Source organism: Yersinia sp. 2553 StPb PI, from assembly GCF_052217105.1.
Classification (GTDB): Bacteria; Pseudomonadota; Gammaproteobacteria; order Enterobacterales; family Enterobacteriaceae; genus Yersinia; species Yersinia enterocolitica_E.
Window position 1 is genome coordinate 2288513 of record NZ_JAZGPX010000002.1, and the last position, 15749, is coordinate 2304261.

Consider the following 15749-nt stretch of genomic DNA (forward strand, 5'->3'; position numbering starts at 1 on the left):
GTCGGTATTAATGCTAAGTCTGGGAGACAGAATGAAAATAATACTGTGGATTATCGCCATTATTTTTATTGTCGGGTTGTTGACGATTACTGGTGTGTTTAAATTGATTTTCTAATGATTATCAGAGAGATGTAAATATCCGCCAATTGCTTTAAGCAGAATTTGCAGCCCGTCTGCAAATTCTGCTATCTACTGACTGTGTTCTCTACCTATTCCGACACCTGAGCTAAACGCCCTTGCCCATCTTTTTGCTGACGATAGCTTTTGGCAGCCCCAGGGATCGGCGCGGCTTTACCGGTTTCCATCCAACTGCGTAGGCGGTTTGCATCGGCAAAATGCGTATATTTACCAAAGGCATCTAACACCACAAGAGCTACAGGACGATTGCCAATGACGGTCCGCATTGCCAAACAGTGCCCAGCTTGATTCGTAAAGCCGGTTTTAGTGAGCTGAATATTCCATTTATCGTTATAAACTAAATGGTTAGTGTTACGAAATGGCAGCGTATAATCAGGGTCACGGAAAGTTGCCATTTTCTCAGTGGTAGTGCTTAGTTGCCCAATCAGCGGGTATTGTTTGGTCGCCACCAGCAACTTGGTCAAATCATGCGCGGTCGAGACATTATCAATCGACAGACCTGTTGGCTCAACATAACGTGTTTTGGTCATTCCCAAAGATTTCGCTTTCGCATTCATTGCGTTAATAAATGCGTTATAGCCTCCGGGATAGTGATGCGCCAGACTCGCCGCAGCGCGGTTTTCCGATGACATTAATGCTAATAGCAGCATATCTTTGCGACTGATTTCACTGTTTACCCTAACCCGAGAAAATACCCCTTTCATTTCTTTAGTTTGATGAATATCTACTGAGATAATCTCATCCAGTGGCAATTTGGCATCCAACACCACCATTGCGGTCATCAGTTTGGTGATTGACGCAATGGGTACCACTTCATCAGCATTGTTAGCGTAAATCACTTTATTTGTTTGTAAATCAACCACCATCGCGCTGCCGGATGCCAGTTCCAAGGGCGTTTTCCCTTTAATTTCAGCCGTCCCACCACTGGCAGAGGCTAAAGGAACAACACTGATACCGGTAGATAAAAGCAAAAAACTTAATAGTGCAAAACGGATTTTCACATGCATGTTCGTCAGCTTAGATAGGTTGTCGGGAGTGATTGTGGTTGGTTTGGCGCATTATAAATTACAGTAATGCACGGCGCACCACACATTCTTCAAATGATTGTTACAAAGATTAAAGCTGCCTAATTGCTACTCACCGGTAAACACTTTTCAAAGAAAGGAACAAAGACTTATTGTGAGCATTATTTTGAAAGATAGTGATTGTTTATAAAATAAGCAAGCAGCCATCGTGGCTCAATTTAGGTCAGGATAATTCAATTTTGCTAAATTACGCGGGATGTGACGTTAATTGGCGGAAAGATTAGCGCTATAAATCTAAACAGATTATCAATAATGACAAAAAAAACGCTTGCTAGACTAATTATTACCCTATAATTGCCAACATAATTTTTAGATATACCCTAAATAATTCGAGTTGCAGGAAGTCGGCAAGCGAGAGACAAATCGGTCGGAAACCGATTTGAACAGCATTTATGCTGCCCGCAGGGTGAGGCTCATTAACCCCGATGAGCTTACATGAGTAAGTGATTCGGGTGATTGAACGTAGCCAATGCAGCTTGAAGTATGACGGATATAAAACTGATTCATAGGTATTTATATGGGAACAACAATCTTTGGTATTCTCTTTGGTGTATTTCTAATAGCGGCAGGTTTAGCGGATATTCATGATGAAAATCTAGCATCACTAACCTTCTGGGTTGACGCATTGCTGATTCTTGTTGGTGCAGTATTCCTATTGGGTATTGCAAAGTTTATCGGGCGTAAGAAGAAATAGCAGTGATATTTATCAGAAAAGGCCGCGCACGGCCTTTTCATTGTCAGCCTGTTATACCAAATCACTCATCACTAATTGTGCGATTTCAAAGTAAATAATCAGGCCGGTACCATCAATAAAGGTAGCAATAAAAGGTGCGGAGACCACCGCAGGATCAATTGACATCCGTTTTAATACCATCGGAATAATAGAAGAGACAATGGCACTCCACACGGTGATAGCAACAACAGTTAAGCTCACCACAATGGTGACTTCCATCCCTACGCCCAGGAACCAAGCGCGGATCCAGGCCGCCAGCCCAATCGTCGTTGCCACCATCAGAGAAGTAGAGACCTCTTTACGCAATACCGCCCCCACATTGCGCAGACTCACCTCCCCCAAAGCCATGGCCCGTACCAGAGTCGAGGTAATTTGCGTACCACTGTTACCACCGGTTCCAATCAGTAATGGAATAAAGAAAGCCAGCGCGATAGCGGCTTCCAATTGCTCTTCAAACGCTTTCAATACTGTTCCGGTATAAGCTTCTGCCACAAATAACAGTAATAACCATATAACGCGTTTACGCCATAATGTTATCGGACTAGTTTGCAAGTAAGGCTCGTCGAGAGGCAAACTGGCTCCTTGCCGTTGGGCATCCTCAGTATTTTCATCTTCGATCAATTCGGCAATATCTTTCGCCCGTAATACCCCCACTAATTTTCCGTGGCTTAATACCGGAACAATATCCAGGCCGCTTTTTGCCAGTAAACTTGCCGCCTCATGACGATCCTGCTCTGGAGATACCGAGAAATAACTCTGATTGATAATTTGAAATACTTTTATATCAGGCTGTTCTTCCGTCAGTAGATTTTTAACCGAGAGTAAGCCGACCAAATGCCGATTGCCATTTGTTACCAACAATTGCGTTGGTATTTCACTATCTGAGATATTCTGCAAGAAATAGGCTTTAGCCTCAGTGACTGACATATCAGCCGATACCGTAATATAAGTATCGCTCATATAGGCACCTAAGGTGGACTCTTTATCCTCGCCTTGATTGGATTGCTTTGGTATTGCTAAATCGAAATGTGAACTCATAAATGACCCTATTACTGTTATAAATTAACTAAACAGTCCTCACATAGGGGCGTAACCAGATTAGAGAGTGCTCAATGGCTATCTCCGTGTCTAAGTTTTAGCACTATACAACGTATCTGATTTCTCAGAAGTTACTTTGGGTTATACCTTAATCCGATATAACCTGTCCTAACCTTGGGCGTCTCTGGACGTCGTCAGATCAGTAACCTGTGTTTGTATAGGAGCCTCGCCTAACGAGATACTGCATTTAAAATGCAGGCACACTATAAACGCGATACTTAAAACAAATCAAAAGAATAACTATTCTTGTTTAAGCTATATTTAGGGTTAGGATTTATATGGCTAATATATAAGTAATAGAAAATTCATACCCGCAGAATAGCCAACGCAATATCTTTTGAGTTTTTTAACGCACGGATTTCACTGAATAAATCTGTTGCTTCAGCATATTCTTTACGTAAATAACCCAACCACTGTTTGATGCGGGCAACATGATACAGGCCGGTATCGCCCTGCTTTTCCAACTGCACATATTTTTGCAGCAGTTTTACCACTTCAGACCAAGCCATATGCGGTTCGTTATACTTCACCACCCGGCTCAGATTCGGTACATTTAATGCCCCGCGCCCTAGCATCACGGCATCACAGCCCGTCACCTTCATGCACTCCTGCGCGCTCTGGTAATCCCAGATCTCACCATTGGCAATCACGGGGATAGTCAGCCGCTGGCGTATTTCGCCAATCGCTTGCCAATTAATTCGTTCGGCTTGATAACCATCTTCTTTGGTGCGGCCATGTACTGCCAGTTCAGTCGCGCCCGCTTGTTGCACTGCGTCTGCGATTTCAAACTGACGAGCGCCAGAATCCCAGCCCAAACGAATTTTGACTGTGACTGGCAAATGCGCAGGCACGGCTTCACGCATCGCTTTGGCTCCCTGATAAATCAATTCAGGATCTTTCAGCAATGTGGCACCACCGCCACTGCCATTCACCAACTTTGAAGGACACCCACAATTGAGATCGACACCGTATGAGCCAAGTTCTACCGCGCGAGCCGCGTTTTCCGCCAGCCACTCGGGATATTGACCCAATAATTGAATACGAACTAAGGTGCCGGAGGGAGTACGGCTTTGATGATGTAATTCAGGGCAGAGACGATAGAAGGATTTTGCTGGCAAAAGTTGATCGACCACCCGTAAAAACTCAGTGATACAAAGGTCATAATCGTTCACTTCGCTGAGGAGTTCGCGCACCAGTGAATCTAATACCCCTTCCATCGGCGCCAATAATACCCGCATGCTAATTACCCTGATCCATTATCCGCACTCGCCCAGTATAAACGTAAAAAAGACCGGCAATGATACGGGGGAATTGAGGTGTAAAACAAGGAATAACCCAGCAGGAACGTCAATTCAGATGAAAAAAAACCGCCTCAAAGAAGCGGTTTGATCAGCGAAAGGGATTACCGCTTATTCGCCTGGTTTACTGCTACGGCCACGTGAAGAAGGGCCAGCCGGGCGACGTTGACCATCAGCCTGGCTACGTGGGCGACTGTTACGGCTATCGCCGCGACCGGCTGCACCACCACCATTCTGTGGACGGCCTGCGCTGCTACCACGCCCCATTCCTGGACGTTGTGCGCCACGGCCCTGGCGACCATTTTGAATCGGATCAGCTTTGATGCTTGGGTCCGGCTCATAGCCATCCAGCGCGATGCGCGGAATTTCACGCTTCAGTAAACGCTCAATATCACGCAACAGTTTATGCTCATCAACGCAAACCAGTGAAATCGCTTCACCTGTGCGTTCCGCGCGGCCCGTACGACCAATACGGTGCACGTAATCTTCTGGTACGTTAGGTAATTCATAGTTAACCACATGGGGTAACTGATCAATGTCCAGACCACGGGCAGCAATATCAGTGGCTACCAGAACCCGGATTTTACCGTCTTTAAAATCAGCCAATGCACGAGTACGCGCGCCCTGGCTCTTATTACCGTGAATTGCCGCGGAGGTAATGCCGTCTTTATTCAGTTGTTCAGCCAAATGGTTAGCACCATGCTTAGTGCGGTTAAACACCAACACTTGCTGCCAGTTGCCCTCACCAATCATCTGAGACAATAATTCACGTTTACGGTTTTTATCCACAAAATGAACACTTTGCGCAATTTGTTCAGAAGCTGTATTGCGGCGCGCTACTTCAACGGAAGCCGGGTTGTTCAACAGCTTGCTCGCCAGACCTTTAATTTCATCTGAGAAGGTGGCGGAGAACAGCAAGTTCTGGCGCTTAGAGGGCAGTTTGGCTAATACGCGACGGATATCGTGAATAAAGCCCATATCCAGCATGCGGTCAGCTTCGTCCAATACCAAAATTTCGATCTTGGACAAATCTACTGCGTTCTGATGTTCCAGATCCAGTAAACGGCCAGGCGTCGCGACTAAAATATCAACACCACCACGCAGTTTCATCATCTGGGGGTTAATGCTAACGCCGCCAAATACCACCAGCGAACGTAGCTTCAGATATTTACTGTAACTCTGTACGTTTTCGTCAATCTGCGCAGCCAGCTCACGGGTAGGCGTTAAGATCAACGCACGTACCGGGCGACGGCCTTTAATTGGCTGTTGATCCTGACTAAGCAGTTGCAGCAATGGCAAGGTGAAACCAGCGGTTTTACCGGTACCCGTTTGCGCACTGGCCATTAAATCACGGCCTTCCAGTACCACAGGGATTGCCTGACGTTGAATCGGTGTCGGCACAAGGTAGCCCTGCTCTTCAACAGCACGCAGGATGTCGGCGTTTAGGCCGAGAGAATCAAATGACATATTACAAGAAGCTCCAGATCTTCCCAATCCCAACGATATCGTCAGGTGCAGTTTCAAGGGAAGATTATCAGACGAGGCATGAATTGAGGCATTACCACGAGGATTGGCACAAACTGCAGTGCACCATTGCGGCTGATTGTAGCAGATCTTTAGCAAGAAAAGGGATATTTACACATTTCTTAAGATTTTTATTAGCGCAAACATCAAGAGAATTGATTTATTACTTGTCATTTATCCATCCCCGATCGCAAAAACCAGGCTTTTATCCGCGCTAACTTTACATATTCTTTGGGACGACCTAAAGTTAATCATATGATTGATTAATTGTTCGACTACCTCTTAGCATTTAACTAATTTCAATTTATTAAGTATGGTGACGATGTCTCATTCCACACCTCATTCCTTAATATTATCCACGCCCGTTACCAGTCGTGGTGAGCAAGCCCGCCAACAATTGATTCAGGCGGCTACCGAATTATTTGGTGAGTTAGGCCTGAAAGGGGCAACAACTCGGGATATCGCCCAACGGGCAGGACAGAACATTGCGGCCATCACCTACTATTTCAACTCTAAAGAAGGGTTGTATCTGGCGGTCGCGCAACAAATAGCGGATTTCATTCAGCAGACCTTCTCACCGCTGGCACAAGAGATTGACCAGTTTCTCCAACAACCGATTCACGCACAAATCGCCGAGCAACAGTTGCATTTTATTCGCCGTGGGTTACTGGAATTCAGCCATCTAATGACCCAGCCAGAAACGTTGAATATGAGCAAAATCATGGCGCGTGAGCAACTCTCCCCTAGCGATGCTTACCCACTGATTCATGTGCAGGCTATTGCGCCATTACACCAAAAACTCAATCTGCTGCTGGCCGCATTTATTGGTGCTGATGCCAGTGCAACCAAAACGATTCTTCATACCCATGCCTTGATTGGTGAAGTGTTGGCCTTTCGCATGGGGCGCGAGACTATCCGCCGCCAGGCCGGTTGGTTGGATATTGGTGAGGCTGAAAGTGAAATGATCAATCAGGTACTTATCGAACACATTGACCTGCTGCTTTACGGATTGCGGGACAAATCAGTACGGTGAGCGTATTGAAGGGGTCGTTATAAAATTGTAGCTATAGACATGGTCGATAGGGAGCATTATGAATCGCAAGAAGATTATAGTGGCCGTCGTTATTGTTGCCCTACTGGCGGCGATAGGTTATGGCTGGAACTACTACCGTCAACAACACGACGCATCATTGACGCTGTACGGCAATGTGGATATTCGCACAGTGAATTTAGGCTTTCGAGTCGGTGGTCGGCTGGCGTCTCTGGCTGTCGATGAAGGGGATAAAATCCAGCCAGGGGAAGTTCTGGGGAAACTGGATGACGGCCCTTATCTCAATGCACTCAAACAAGCGCAAGCCAATGTTCAAAGCGCGCAAGCACAGTTGGCTTTATTGAAGGCAGGATACCGTGACGAGGAGATAGCACAGGTAAAATCTGAAGTTGCTCAGCGAGAAGCGGCATTTGGCTATGCCGATAGCTTCCTAAAACGTCAACAAGGGTTGTGGGCAAGTAAAGCCACCTCGGCCAACGAGCTAGAGAATGCTCGAACTGCTCGTAATCAAGCACAGGCTAATCTGCAAGCCTCCAAAGATAAGCTCGCACAATATTTGAGTGGTAACCGGCCACAGGAAATTGCGCAAGCCGAAGCAAATCTGGCCCAAAGTGAAGCTGAACTGGCTCAAGCTCAACTCAACCTGCAAGACACTACCCTGCTCGCGCCATCAGCGGGTACCGTACTCACTCGCGCGGTTGAGCCGGGGACCATTTTATCCGCCAGTAACACCGTATTTACCCTGTCACTGACCGATCCGGTATGGGTACGGGCCTACGTCAGTGAGCCCCACTTGAATCAGGCCATTCCCGGTACCGAAGTCGACGTATTTACCGATGGCCGCCCGGACAAGCCATATCACGGCAAAATAGGTTTCGTATCACCCACGGCGGAATTTACCCCTAAAAGTGTCGAAACGCCTGAGCTGCGTACCGATCTGGTTTATCGCTTACGTATCATTATCACTGATCCCGATGAATCGTTACGACAAGGTATGCCCGTCACCGTTCGTTTCGCACAACCTTAAGGCGGCATGAGCTATGAATGGAATCCAGCATCTTATTACTTTGGAGGGTGTTGAAAAACGCTTCCCCGGACTGGATAACCCCGCCGTCGCCAGCCTGACGACAGAGATCCGCAGTGGTGCAGTCACTGGTTTGGTTGGGCCGGACGGGGCCGGTAAAACCACCCTACTCCGTATGCTCGCCGGATTACTCAAACCCAGTCAAGGCAAGATGACGGTGGTCGGGCTGGACCCGTTAGAAAACGATCGCCAGTTACATTCTATTCTCGGATATATGCCACAAAAGTTTGGTTTATATGAAGATCTCACGGTGATGGAGAACCTGACGCTGTATGCCGATCTACGCGGGGTTACCGGTGAGCTTCGCCGCCAAACATTTGAGCGCCTGCTGACGTTTACCGATTTAACCCGCTTTACTGACCGGCTGGCGGGAAAACTGTCCGGCGGGATGAAGCAAAAACTGGGCTTGGCCTGTACTCTGGTCGGTCAGCCCAAAGTACTGTTGCTCGATGAGCCGGGTGTCGGCGTTGACCCGATTTCACGCCGCGAGCTATGGCGCATGGTGCATGAGTTAGCGAGCGATGGCATGCTTATCCTGTGGAGCACATCATATCTGGATGAAGCAGAGCAATGCCGCGAAGTGTTGTTGCTAAATGAAGGGAAGTTGCTGTACAGCGGTGCACCTCAAAGCCTGACACAACGGATGAGTGGGCGCACAATTTTGCTGGCAGCGCAAACCGGGACCAACCGTAAACTGTTACAACATGCGCTGGCATTGCCCCAAGTGAGTGATGGGGTTATCCAGGGGAAGTATGTGCGGTTAATCCTCAAACCCGACGTGGATCACAGCCAACTATTGCCACTACTCAATCAACCGAATGCCGAGATAACTGAAGCAGAACCGCGCTTTGAGGATGCCTTTATCGACCTGTTGGGGGGCGGCCCCGCCAGTGAGTCCGCGTTGGCGAAGATCATGCCCAAAGTCGCAGGTAGCCATCAGGAGACCGTGATTGAAGCCCAAGAGTTAACCAAAAAATTTGGCGATTTTGCTGCTACCGATCATGTAAATTTTCAGGTCAAACGCGGTGAGATATTTGGTCTACTCGGTCCGAATGGGGCGGGTAAATCCACTACCTTTAAAATGATGTGCGGTTTGTTAGTCCCCAGCTCAGGCAAAGCATTGGTACTGGGAATGGATCTGAAAACCAGTTCAGGTAAAGCACGACAACATTTGGGCTATATGGCGCAGAAATTCTCGTTGTATGGCAATCTGACCGTTGAACAAAACCTGAAGTTTTTCTCCGGCGTTTATGGTCTGCAAGGCAAAACACAACGCGATAAAATAGCTGACATGACCTCAGCCTTTAACTTTACCCCAATCCTCAAACAAACCCCGGACTCACTGCCTCTGGGGTTTAAACAGCGTTTAGCATTGGCCTGCGCGTTAATGCATGAACCAGACATTCTGTTCCTGGATGAACCAACGTCCGGTGTCGACCCCCTCACCCGCCGTGAGTTTTGGTTGCATATCAATGGGATGGTAGATAAAGGTGTCACCGTCATGGTTACCACCCACTTTATGGATGAAGCGGAATACTGTGATCGTATCGGGCTGGTTTACCGTGGCAAAATTATCGCAGCCGGCACACCGGATGAGTTAAAACAACAGGTTGCCAGTGATAATAATCTTAATCCCTCCATGGAAGAGGCCTTTATTGGGCTGGTGCAGCGCTATGATCAGCAAAATGATAAGGAGCAACAGTCATGACCGAGCCACATCTATTGCCAGTGGATAAATCGTCGGTAAATGAGAGCGAAACTTATCAGGACACGGGGTTTTCCTGGCGTCGCCTACGGGCTTTATGCCGTAAAGAGACCCGGCAAATACTGCGTGACCCGAGCAGTGGATTGATCGCATTCGTCATCCCGCTGTTGCTGCTGTTTATCTTTGGCTATGGCATCAATCTGGACTCCAGCAAACTGCACGTCGGCATTTTAATGGAGCAACAGAGCAAACCGGCTCAGGATCTGGCTAACGCCTTCGCCAGTTCACCTTATATTTCACCGCAAATCAGTGATAATCGCCAGGCGCTAATTCAGGCGATGCAAGCCGGAAAAATTCGTGGGCTAATTGTGATCCCCAATGATTTTGCGCAGCAGCTTGCGCGCCCCGAAAGTAAAGCCCCCATTCAGGTGATTACTGATGGCAGTGAACCCAATACCGCCAACTTTGTGCAAGGCTACGCACAAGGGGTGTGGCAAATCTGGCAACAACAACAGGCACAAAACCTAGGGCAAAAAAACGATCCTCTGATTGAGATTCAGGTCCGTTATTGGTTTAACCCTGCCGCCATCAGCCGACATTTTATTATTCCCGGAGCCATTACCATTATTATGACGGTTATCGGCGCGATTCTAACCTCGCTGGTGATCGCCCGTGAATGGGAGCGCGGAACCATGGAAGCGCTGCTGTCGACCCAGGTCACGCGCAGCGAGTTGCTGTTGTCGAAACTGATCCCCTATTACGTCCTGGGCATGATAGCCATGACACTCTGCATGGCGGTGTCGGTATTTATCCTTGATGTGCCTTTCCGTGGCTCATTGTGGATACTATTTGTTATGACCAGCCTATTTTTGGCCAGCACTCTGGGTATGGGATTGCTAATTTCGACCATTACCCGCAATCAATTTAACGCCGCAATGGTGGCCTTGAATGCCGCATTCCTGCCGGCTGTGATGCTGTCTGGCTTCATTTTCGAAATTGACAGCATGCCCGCTATCGTGCGCGCCGTAACCTATATCATTCCGGCCCGTTATTTTGTCAGCAGTCTGCAAACCCTGTTTCTGGCGGGGAATATCGGCACCGTGCTGGTGATTAACCTGTTGTTCCTGGTCGCCTCAGCAGCCGTATTTATCGGCCTGACGGCATGGAAAACTAATCGTCGATTAGATTAGGCGCCGATTAGATTAAAGGAAGGAAGCAAGATATGTTTCACCGCCTCTACACATTGATTATCAAAGAGTTGCAGTCACTGCTGCGGGAACCACAGACACGTGCAATATTAATTATGCCGGTCATATTACAAGTCATTTTGTTCCCATTCGCCGCTACATTGGAAGTGACCAATGCCACCATTGCTATTTATAGCGAAGACAGCGGGAAAGCATCTGTAGAGCTGACCCAACGCTTTGCCAAAGCAGAGGCTTTTTCTCATGTCTTACTGCTCCACAGCCCGCAAGAAATTCAGCCAGTGATTGATAACCAGCGAGCACTGCTTTTGATTCGTTTCCCAGAGCAATTCAGTGCTGACCTGGCTAATGGCAAAACCACTCAGTTGCAATTATTGCTGGATGGGCGTAACTCCAACAGCGCGCAAATTGCCGCCAATTACATTCAGCAAATCGTACAAAATTATCAATTAGAATTAACCCAAGGCCAGATAAAGCCCAACAACAGCGAGTTGGTCATCCGCAATTGGTATAACCCGAATCTGAACTACAAATGGTTCGTAGTGCCATCATTGATTGCGATGATTACGACTATCGGGGTGCTTATTGTGACATCACTGTCGGTGGCTCGTGAGCGGGAGCAAGGGACACTCGAGCAGTTGTTAGTTTCACCGCTAACCACCTGGCAGATTTTTATTGGTAAAGCTGTCCCGGCACTGATTGTCGCGACTTTCCAGGCAAGTATCGTCTTGTTTATCGGTATCTTTTTTTACCAAATTCCGTTTGCTGGTTCGTTGGCACTGTTTTATGGCACCATGCTGCTCTACGGCTTGTCGCTCGTTGGCTTCGGTTTGCTGATTTCCTCGTTATGTTCCACTCAGCAGCAAGCTTTTATTGGCGTGTTTGTTTTTATGATGCCCGCTATCTTGCTGTCCGGTTATGTCTCGCCGGTCGAGAATATGCCTATCTGGCTGCAAAATATTACGTGGATCAACCCTATCCGCCACTTTACAGATATCACCAAACAGATTTACCTCAAGGATGCCAGTTTCGATATTATCTGGCACAGTTTGTGGCCGTTACTCGTGATAACCGCCACCACGGGGAGTGCCGCCTATGGGATGTTTAGGCGGAAAATCGCATAGCGACATTAAACGGTAGCAAGACTTACCTGCATTCACCAAAAAGCAAAAAGGACACCACAGGGGTGTCCTTTAAAATTTTGATCAACTTATACAACGAGCAAGTTTGCCACATCGCAACTTTGAATCAGCCAGCTTAAGCTGAGTTTGATTCAGTGGCGAGACCAAAAAATTGACCGACGCCCGCAGCGCAGAAAGCGCAGTTGACATCGGTCAATGAGCATTTCGAGCAGCGTACGGCGAGCAAGTTTGCCGCGTCGCAGCCCTGAATCAGCCAGCTTAACGGCGGTTGCCGAAAATCCGCAGTAACATCAAGAACAAGTTAATGAAATCAAGATACAGCGTCAAAGCACCCACGATGGAATACTTGCGGAAGTTATCTTTATCATTGGCATCCAACTGTGAGCCCATGTTTTTCAACTTCTGGGTATCATAAGCAGTCAAACCAACAAACACTAACACCCCGATGTAGGTCACTGCCCACATTAGCGCCGTGCTTTTCAGCCAGATGTTAACAATCGATGCCAACACGATACCGATCAGGCCCATAAACAGCATGCTGCCCATACCACTCAAATCACGCTTGGTGGTATAGCCGTAGAAACTCATGGCACCAAACATACCGGCAGCAATCAAGAATGTGCTGGCGATAGAAGAGCTGGTGTACATGATGAAAATGCTGGATATCGTCAAGCCGGTTAATGCGGAATAGAGCATAAACAGCGAGGTAGCCATCGAGCCACTCAGGCGGTTAACCATGCCAGAAATAACAAATACCAGACCTAACTGAACAATAATCAGCCCGAAAAAAGTGATCTGACTGGAAAATATAAAGTTGAGTATCGCAGGGGTATTCGCTGCGTACCAAGCGACAACCGCCGTTAATAACAGACCACAGGTCATCCAGCCGTATACCTGCGCCATGTATGCCTGAATGCCTGTGTTGGCACGTTCGACAATCGAACCATTAGAGCGTGGATAGCGATCCATGGTAGTTACCTTATGCATATAAATAATGATACAGGCCATCTAAATTGACAGCCCACCGACTTTTTAAGGGTACCACAGAAGTACAGTCAACAAGGGAGTAAAAATAGACATTTAGCAGTGATCTTTACACTGGTTTACGCTCAATTTACCAACGCCTGGCCGCCTGATGATCACTGTCGCGTGATTCAACCCAACGTTCGCCATCCGTTGTGGCTTCCCGTTTCCAAAATGGTGCCTTTATTTTCAGGTAATCCATTATAAATTCAGCCGCATCAAACGCCATACTGCGATGGGTACTGGTCACCCCGACAAAGACGATTTCATCGCCGGGGAACAGTGGCCCTACCCGATGAATAACGCTAACACGCTGTAAAGGCCAACGGCTGCGGGCGTCATCAATAATCTCAGCTAACGCCTTTTCTGTCATGCCTGGGTAATGTTCCAGCGTCAGTGCACTGACGCTATCACCCAGGTTGTGATTACGGACTTTGCCGGTAAAGGTCACCACCGCGCCATCTTCATCACACTGTGACAACCAGTGATACTCATCACCCACACTGAAGGTCTCAGTGCCCACACGAATACGGGTATGCTCCATTATCAACCTCCGGTCACCGGCGGGAAGAACGCCACTTCATCACCCGCCACCAGCGGATGGTGAACATTGACCAGTGATTGATTCACTGCAGTCAGTAATTTGCCTTCTTCAAGGGCTAATTGCCAGCGTTCGCCCCGTTGGCACAGGGATTGGCGCAGTGCCTCGACAGTGGGAAATTCCGCCGCCAATTGCAGGCTGTCGGTTCCGACCAGTTCACGCACCTGAGCAAAAAAGAGAATCTGAATCATGGGGTCACCTTAAAATCACCGGATTTCCCGCCACTTTTTGCTAACAGGCGCACCGGGCCAATTATCATGTCTTTTTGTACCGCTTTGCACATATCGTAAATTGTCAGGGCGGCAACGGAAGCTGCCGTCAGCGCTTCCATTTCCACGCCGGTTTTACCGGTCAGGCGGCAGCAAGTTTCGATACGCACACGGTTGTGTTCTGGTTGTGCTTCCAGTTGAACTTCAACTTTGGTCAGCAACAGTGGGTGGCACAGTGGGATCAATTCCCAGGTTTTTTTAGCCGCCTGAATCCCGGCAATACGCGCAGTGGCAAAGACATCACCTTTGTGGTGGCTGCCCTCGATAATCATCGCCAACGTCGCGGCCTGCATTTCAACAAAAGCCTCTGCCCGTGCTTCGCGCACAGTTTCTGCTTTAGTGGAAACATCCACCATATGGGCTTCGCCTGCGGCGTTAATGTGAGTTAGTTGGGTCATATATTCTCTTCTGTTCTTAACGTTGCCCGCTATCAACCGCCAATAAACGATAAATTCTGGGTAATACCGCTGTTGCCCTGATGCAGAAAATGGGTCTGTTTCTTGGTTTGCAATGCACTCTGGATGCGTGCCATTAACTCATCTTGCTGGTCATCGCTGCCCAGTAAGTCACGTAGCGTAATACCTTGCTCGCCAAATAAGCATAAATGCAGATTTCCCAGCGCTGAAACACGCAAGCGGTTACAACTGGCGCAGAAGTCTTTCTCATACGGCATAATCAGCCCGACCTCTCCCAGATAATCCGGATGATAAAACACCTGCGCCGGGCCATCACTGCGCGCCCGCGCTTGCTGTTGCCAACCTTGTTGGAGTAATTGCTGGCGGATGACACCACCGGAGACATGATGCTGACGAAACAGCTTCCCCCCCTCGCCGGTTTCCATTAATTCGATAAACCGCAGTTGAATCGGTCGCGATTTTATCCAACTGAGGAAGGCATTCAGATTGCGATCATTGACATCACGCATCAGTACGGCATTGATTTTGACTTTCTCAAAACCAGCATCGAAGGCAGCATCAATGCCTTGCATGACCTGATGAAATTTATCCTGCCCGGTTATGGCATGAAATTGTCGCGGGTCAAGGCTATCGACACTGACGTTAATGGCTGTCAATCCAGCCTCCCGCCATTGGGCGGCGTCACGGGCTAAACGGTAGCCATTGGTGGTGACTGCCAGTGTGCGGATCGCCGGATTTTGTTTGATAGTCGCGATGATATCGGTGAAGTCGCGCCGCATAGAAGGTTCGCCGCCCGTCAGACGAATTTTTTCTGTTCCCAACAGAGCAAAGGCGCGGCTGACGCGGCTTATCTCGTCCAGACTCAGAAAGCTTTTTAATCCGTCGGGGCGATAGCCATCCGGCAAGCAATAGGTGCAACGGAAATTGCACACATCGGTGATTGATAGGCGCAAATAATAGAACTTGCGCGCAAATGCGTCAGTGAGTTGTACCATAACACCTTTCCAAATACGGGAGATGCAGGCATTTCTACCTCGCACCCTGGTGGCTTAAAGCCACGGCCAGAGCATCATATTGTTCGCGAACGAGACAACGTAGACGCCAAGGCTAGGAGTTTATGTTCAGTGACAGTTTACCTACTGCCCACCGAACCATGGTTTAAAAAGTAAAGCGCTTAGTGGCAGATGAGTCGCTAAAAACCCTACTTTTCCTAGAGATTCTAACGCTAAAACGGCAGGATAGCCAATGGCTGTTTTTCGTTATATATTTTTATATACAACGACTTATCTAACAAAACTCACTGTTATTCAGTCTATTGTAATCCGTTGCTAATACTTTGTTTAAAATCACTAAAACAATGGCTTTTATCGCGTTTTC

At 47.9% G+C, this 15749-nt stretch carries 16 protein-coding genes and 2 riboswitches; of the genes, 7 read left to right on the forward strand and 9 right to left on the reverse strand.

From position 1 onward, the window contains the following. Positions 1–31: 31 nt before the first annotated feature. Entirely contained in the window at positions 32–115 is an 84-nt protein-coding gene (locus V2A84_RS12025) for a membrane protein (RefSeq protein WP_017346848.1), read from the forward strand. Positions 116–209: 94 nt separating this feature from the next. Here the strand turns inward: V2A84_RS12025 and pbpG are convergent, their stop codons facing one another. Next, positions 210–1145 carry a D-alanyl-D-alanine endopeptidase gene (gene pbpG, locus V2A84_RS12030; protein WP_083159502.1) on the reverse strand — a complete coding sequence of 312 codons (936 nt, stop codon included), beginning with the start codon at positions 1143–1145 and terminating at the stop codon, positions 210–212. A 595-nt stretch (positions 1146–1740) separates the two neighbouring features. Here pbpG and V2A84_RS12035 point away from each other — a divergent pair. After that, the gene (locus V2A84_RS12035; protein WP_005189574.1) at positions 1741–1917 is read left to right on the forward strand and encodes a hypothetical protein; all 177 of its coding nucleotides are present in this window, start codon (positions 1741–1743) and stop codon (positions 1915–1917) included. Between the two features lie 51 nt (positions 1918–1968). Here the strand turns inward: V2A84_RS12035 and mgtE are convergent, their stop codons facing one another. The 3 genes from mgtE to rhlE all read right to left on the reverse strand — a co-directional run bounded on the left by mgtE (position 1969) and on the right by rhlE (position 5819). Next, positions 1969–2994: a magnesium transporter gene (gene mgtE / locus V2A84_RS12040; protein ID WP_083159504.1), complete on the reverse strand. Its 1026-nt coding sequence runs from the start codon at positions 2992–2994 to the stop codon at positions 1969–1971. A 75-nt stretch (positions 2995–3069) separates the two neighbouring features. Then, positions 3070–3239, reverse strand: a riboswitch (M-box (ykoK) riboswitch). A gap of 120 nt (positions 3240–3359) precedes the next feature. Further along, entirely contained in the window at positions 3360–4292 is a 933-nt protein-coding gene (gene dusC / locus V2A84_RS12045) for a tRNA dihydrouridine(16) synthase DusC (RefSeq protein WP_083159506.1), read from the reverse strand. A gap of 171 nt (positions 4293–4463) precedes the next feature. After that, positions 4464–5819 carry an ATP-dependent RNA helicase RhlE gene (gene rhlE / locus V2A84_RS12050; RefSeq protein WP_083159508.1) on the reverse strand — a complete coding sequence of 452 codons (1356 nt, stop codon included), beginning with the start codon at positions 5817–5819 and terminating at the stop codon, positions 4464–4466. A gap of 379 nt (positions 5820–6198) precedes the next feature. On the opposite strand from rhlE, the gene cecR reads away from it, so the two are divergent. Genes cecR through V2A84_RS12075 form a run of 5 tightly spaced genes read left to right on the forward strand, consistent with a single transcriptional unit; the run spans position 6199 to position 12045 of the window. Next, positions 6199–6909: a transcriptional regulator CecR gene (cecR, locus tag V2A84_RS12055; RefSeq protein WP_083159510.1), complete on the forward strand. Its 711-nt coding sequence runs from the start codon at positions 6199–6201 to the stop codon at positions 6907–6909. 58 nt (positions 6910–6967) lie between these two features. Beyond that, positions 6968–7954, forward strand: a complete 987-nt coding sequence (gene hlyD / locus V2A84_RS12060; protein ID WP_083159512.1) for a secretion protein HlyD — start codon at positions 6968–6970, stop codon at positions 7952–7954. A 13-nt stretch (positions 7955–7967) separates the two neighbouring features. Continuing rightward, a complete protein-coding gene (locus V2A84_RS12065) occupies positions 7968–9719 on the forward strand; it encodes an ATP-binding cassette domain-containing protein (protein WP_083159514.1) in 1752 nt (583 codons plus the stop codon). Further along, positions 9716–10906: an ABC transporter permease gene (locus V2A84_RS12070; protein ID WP_083159516.1), complete on the forward strand. Its 1191-nt coding sequence runs from the start codon at positions 9716–9718 to the stop codon at positions 10904–10906. Before V2A84_RS12065 ends, V2A84_RS12070 begins: the two co-directional genes overlap by 4 nt. 32 nt (positions 10907–10938) lie before the next feature. Then, positions 10939–12045 (forward strand): ABC transporter permease, encoded by a 1107-nt coding sequence (locus tag V2A84_RS12075; RefSeq protein WP_083159518.1) that lies wholly within the window; start codon positions 10939–10941, stop codon positions 12043–12045. Positions 12046–12321: 276 nt separating this feature from the next. Here the strand turns inward: V2A84_RS12075 and V2A84_RS12080 are convergent, their stop codons facing one another. The 5 genes from V2A84_RS12080 to moaA all read right to left on the reverse strand — a co-directional run bounded on the left by V2A84_RS12080 (position 12322) and on the right by moaA (position 15367). Further along, positions 12322–13032, reverse strand: a complete 711-nt coding sequence (locus V2A84_RS12080; protein ID WP_083159520.1) for a Bax inhibitor-1/YccA family protein — start codon at positions 13030–13032, stop codon at positions 12322–12324. Between the two features lie 145 nt (positions 13033–13177). Further along, positions 13178–13630, reverse strand: a complete 453-nt coding sequence (gene moaE / locus V2A84_RS12085) for a molybdopterin synthase catalytic subunit MoaE (protein WP_442848873.1) — start codon at positions 13628–13630, stop codon at positions 13178–13180. A gap of 2 nt (positions 13631–13632) precedes the next feature. Beyond that, positions 13633–13878, reverse strand: coding sequence for a molybdopterin synthase sulfur carrier subunit (moaD, locus tag V2A84_RS12090; protein WP_032907188.1), 246 nt, complete (start codon positions 13876–13878; stop codon positions 13633–13635). Next, on the reverse strand, positions 13875–14354 hold the full coding sequence (gene moaC, locus V2A84_RS12095; protein ID WP_083159522.1) for a cyclic pyranopterin monophosphate synthase MoaC: 480 nt from the start codon (positions 14352–14354) through the stop codon (positions 13875–13877). Before moaC ends, moaD begins: the two co-directional genes overlap by 4 nt. A 32-nt stretch (positions 14355–14386) precedes the next feature. Beyond that, on the reverse strand, positions 14387–15367 hold the full coding sequence (gene moaA / locus V2A84_RS12100) for a GTP 3',8-cyclase MoaA (protein WP_102970445.1): 981 nt from the start codon (positions 15365–15367) through the stop codon (positions 14387–14389). Then, a riboswitch (molybdenum cofactor riboswitch) is annotated at positions 15354–15498 on the reverse strand. It overlaps the preceding gene by 14 nt. Positions 15499–15749: the final 251 nt, after the last annotated feature.

What these genes read in the sequence shown, in the direction of transcription:
- V2A84_RS12025 (WP_017346848.1), top strand. Translation starts at nt 32, where the DNA reads ATGAAAATAATACTGTGGATTATCGCCATTATTTTTATTGTCGGGTTG.
- pbpG (WP_083159502.1), bottom strand. Translation starts at nt 1,145, where the DNA reads ATGCATGTGAAAATCCGTTTTGCACTATTAAGTTTTTTGCTTTTATCT.
- V2A84_RS12035 (WP_005189574.1), top strand. Translation starts at nt 1,741, where the DNA reads ATGGGAACAACAATCTTTGGTATTCTCTTTGGTGTATTTCTAATAGCG.
- mgtE (WP_083159504.1), bottom strand. Translation starts at nt 2,994, where the DNA reads ATGAGTTCACATTTCGATTTAGCAATACCAAAGCAATCCAATCAAGGC.
- dusC (WP_083159506.1), bottom strand. Translation starts at nt 4,292, where the DNA reads ATGCGGGTATTATTGGCGCCGATGGAAGGGGTATTAGATTCACTGGTG.
- rhlE (WP_083159508.1), bottom strand. Translation starts at nt 5,819, where the DNA reads ATGTCATTTGATTCTCTCGGCCTAAACGCCGACATCCTGCGTGCTGTT.
- cecR (WP_083159510.1), top strand. Translation starts at nt 6,199, where the DNA reads ATGTCTCATTCCACACCTCATTCCTTAATATTATCCACGCCCGTTACC.
- hlyD (WP_083159512.1), top strand. Translation starts at nt 6,968, where the DNA reads ATGAATCGCAAGAAGATTATAGTGGCCGTCGTTATTGTTGCCCTACTG.
- V2A84_RS12065 (WP_083159514.1), top strand. Translation starts at nt 7,968, where the DNA reads ATGAATGGAATCCAGCATCTTATTACTTTGGAGGGTGTTGAAAAACGC.
- V2A84_RS12070 (WP_083159516.1), top strand. Translation starts at nt 9,716, where the DNA reads ATGACCGAGCCACATCTATTGCCAGTGGATAAATCGTCGGTAAATGAG.
- V2A84_RS12075 (WP_083159518.1), top strand. Translation starts at nt 10,939, where the DNA reads ATGTTTCACCGCCTCTACACATTGATTATCAAAGAGTTGCAGTCACTG.
- V2A84_RS12080 (WP_083159520.1), bottom strand. Translation starts at nt 13,032, where the DNA reads ATGGATCGCTATCCACGCTCTAATGGTTCGATTGTCGAACGTGCCAAC.
- moaE (WP_442848873.1), bottom strand. Translation starts at nt 13,630, where the DNA reads ATGGAGCATACCCGTATTCGTGTGGGCACTGAGACCTTCAGTGTGGGT.
- moaD (WP_032907188.1), bottom strand. Translation starts at nt 13,878, where the DNA reads ATGATTCAGATTCTCTTTTTTGCTCAGGTGCGTGAACTGGTCGGAACC.
- moaC (WP_083159522.1), bottom strand. Translation starts at nt 14,354, where the DNA reads ATGACCCAACTAACTCACATTAACGCCGCAGGCGAAGCCCATATGGTG.
- moaA (WP_102970445.1), bottom strand. Translation starts at nt 15,367, where the DNA reads ATGGTACAACTCACTGACGCATTTGCGCGCAAGTTCTATTATTTGCGC.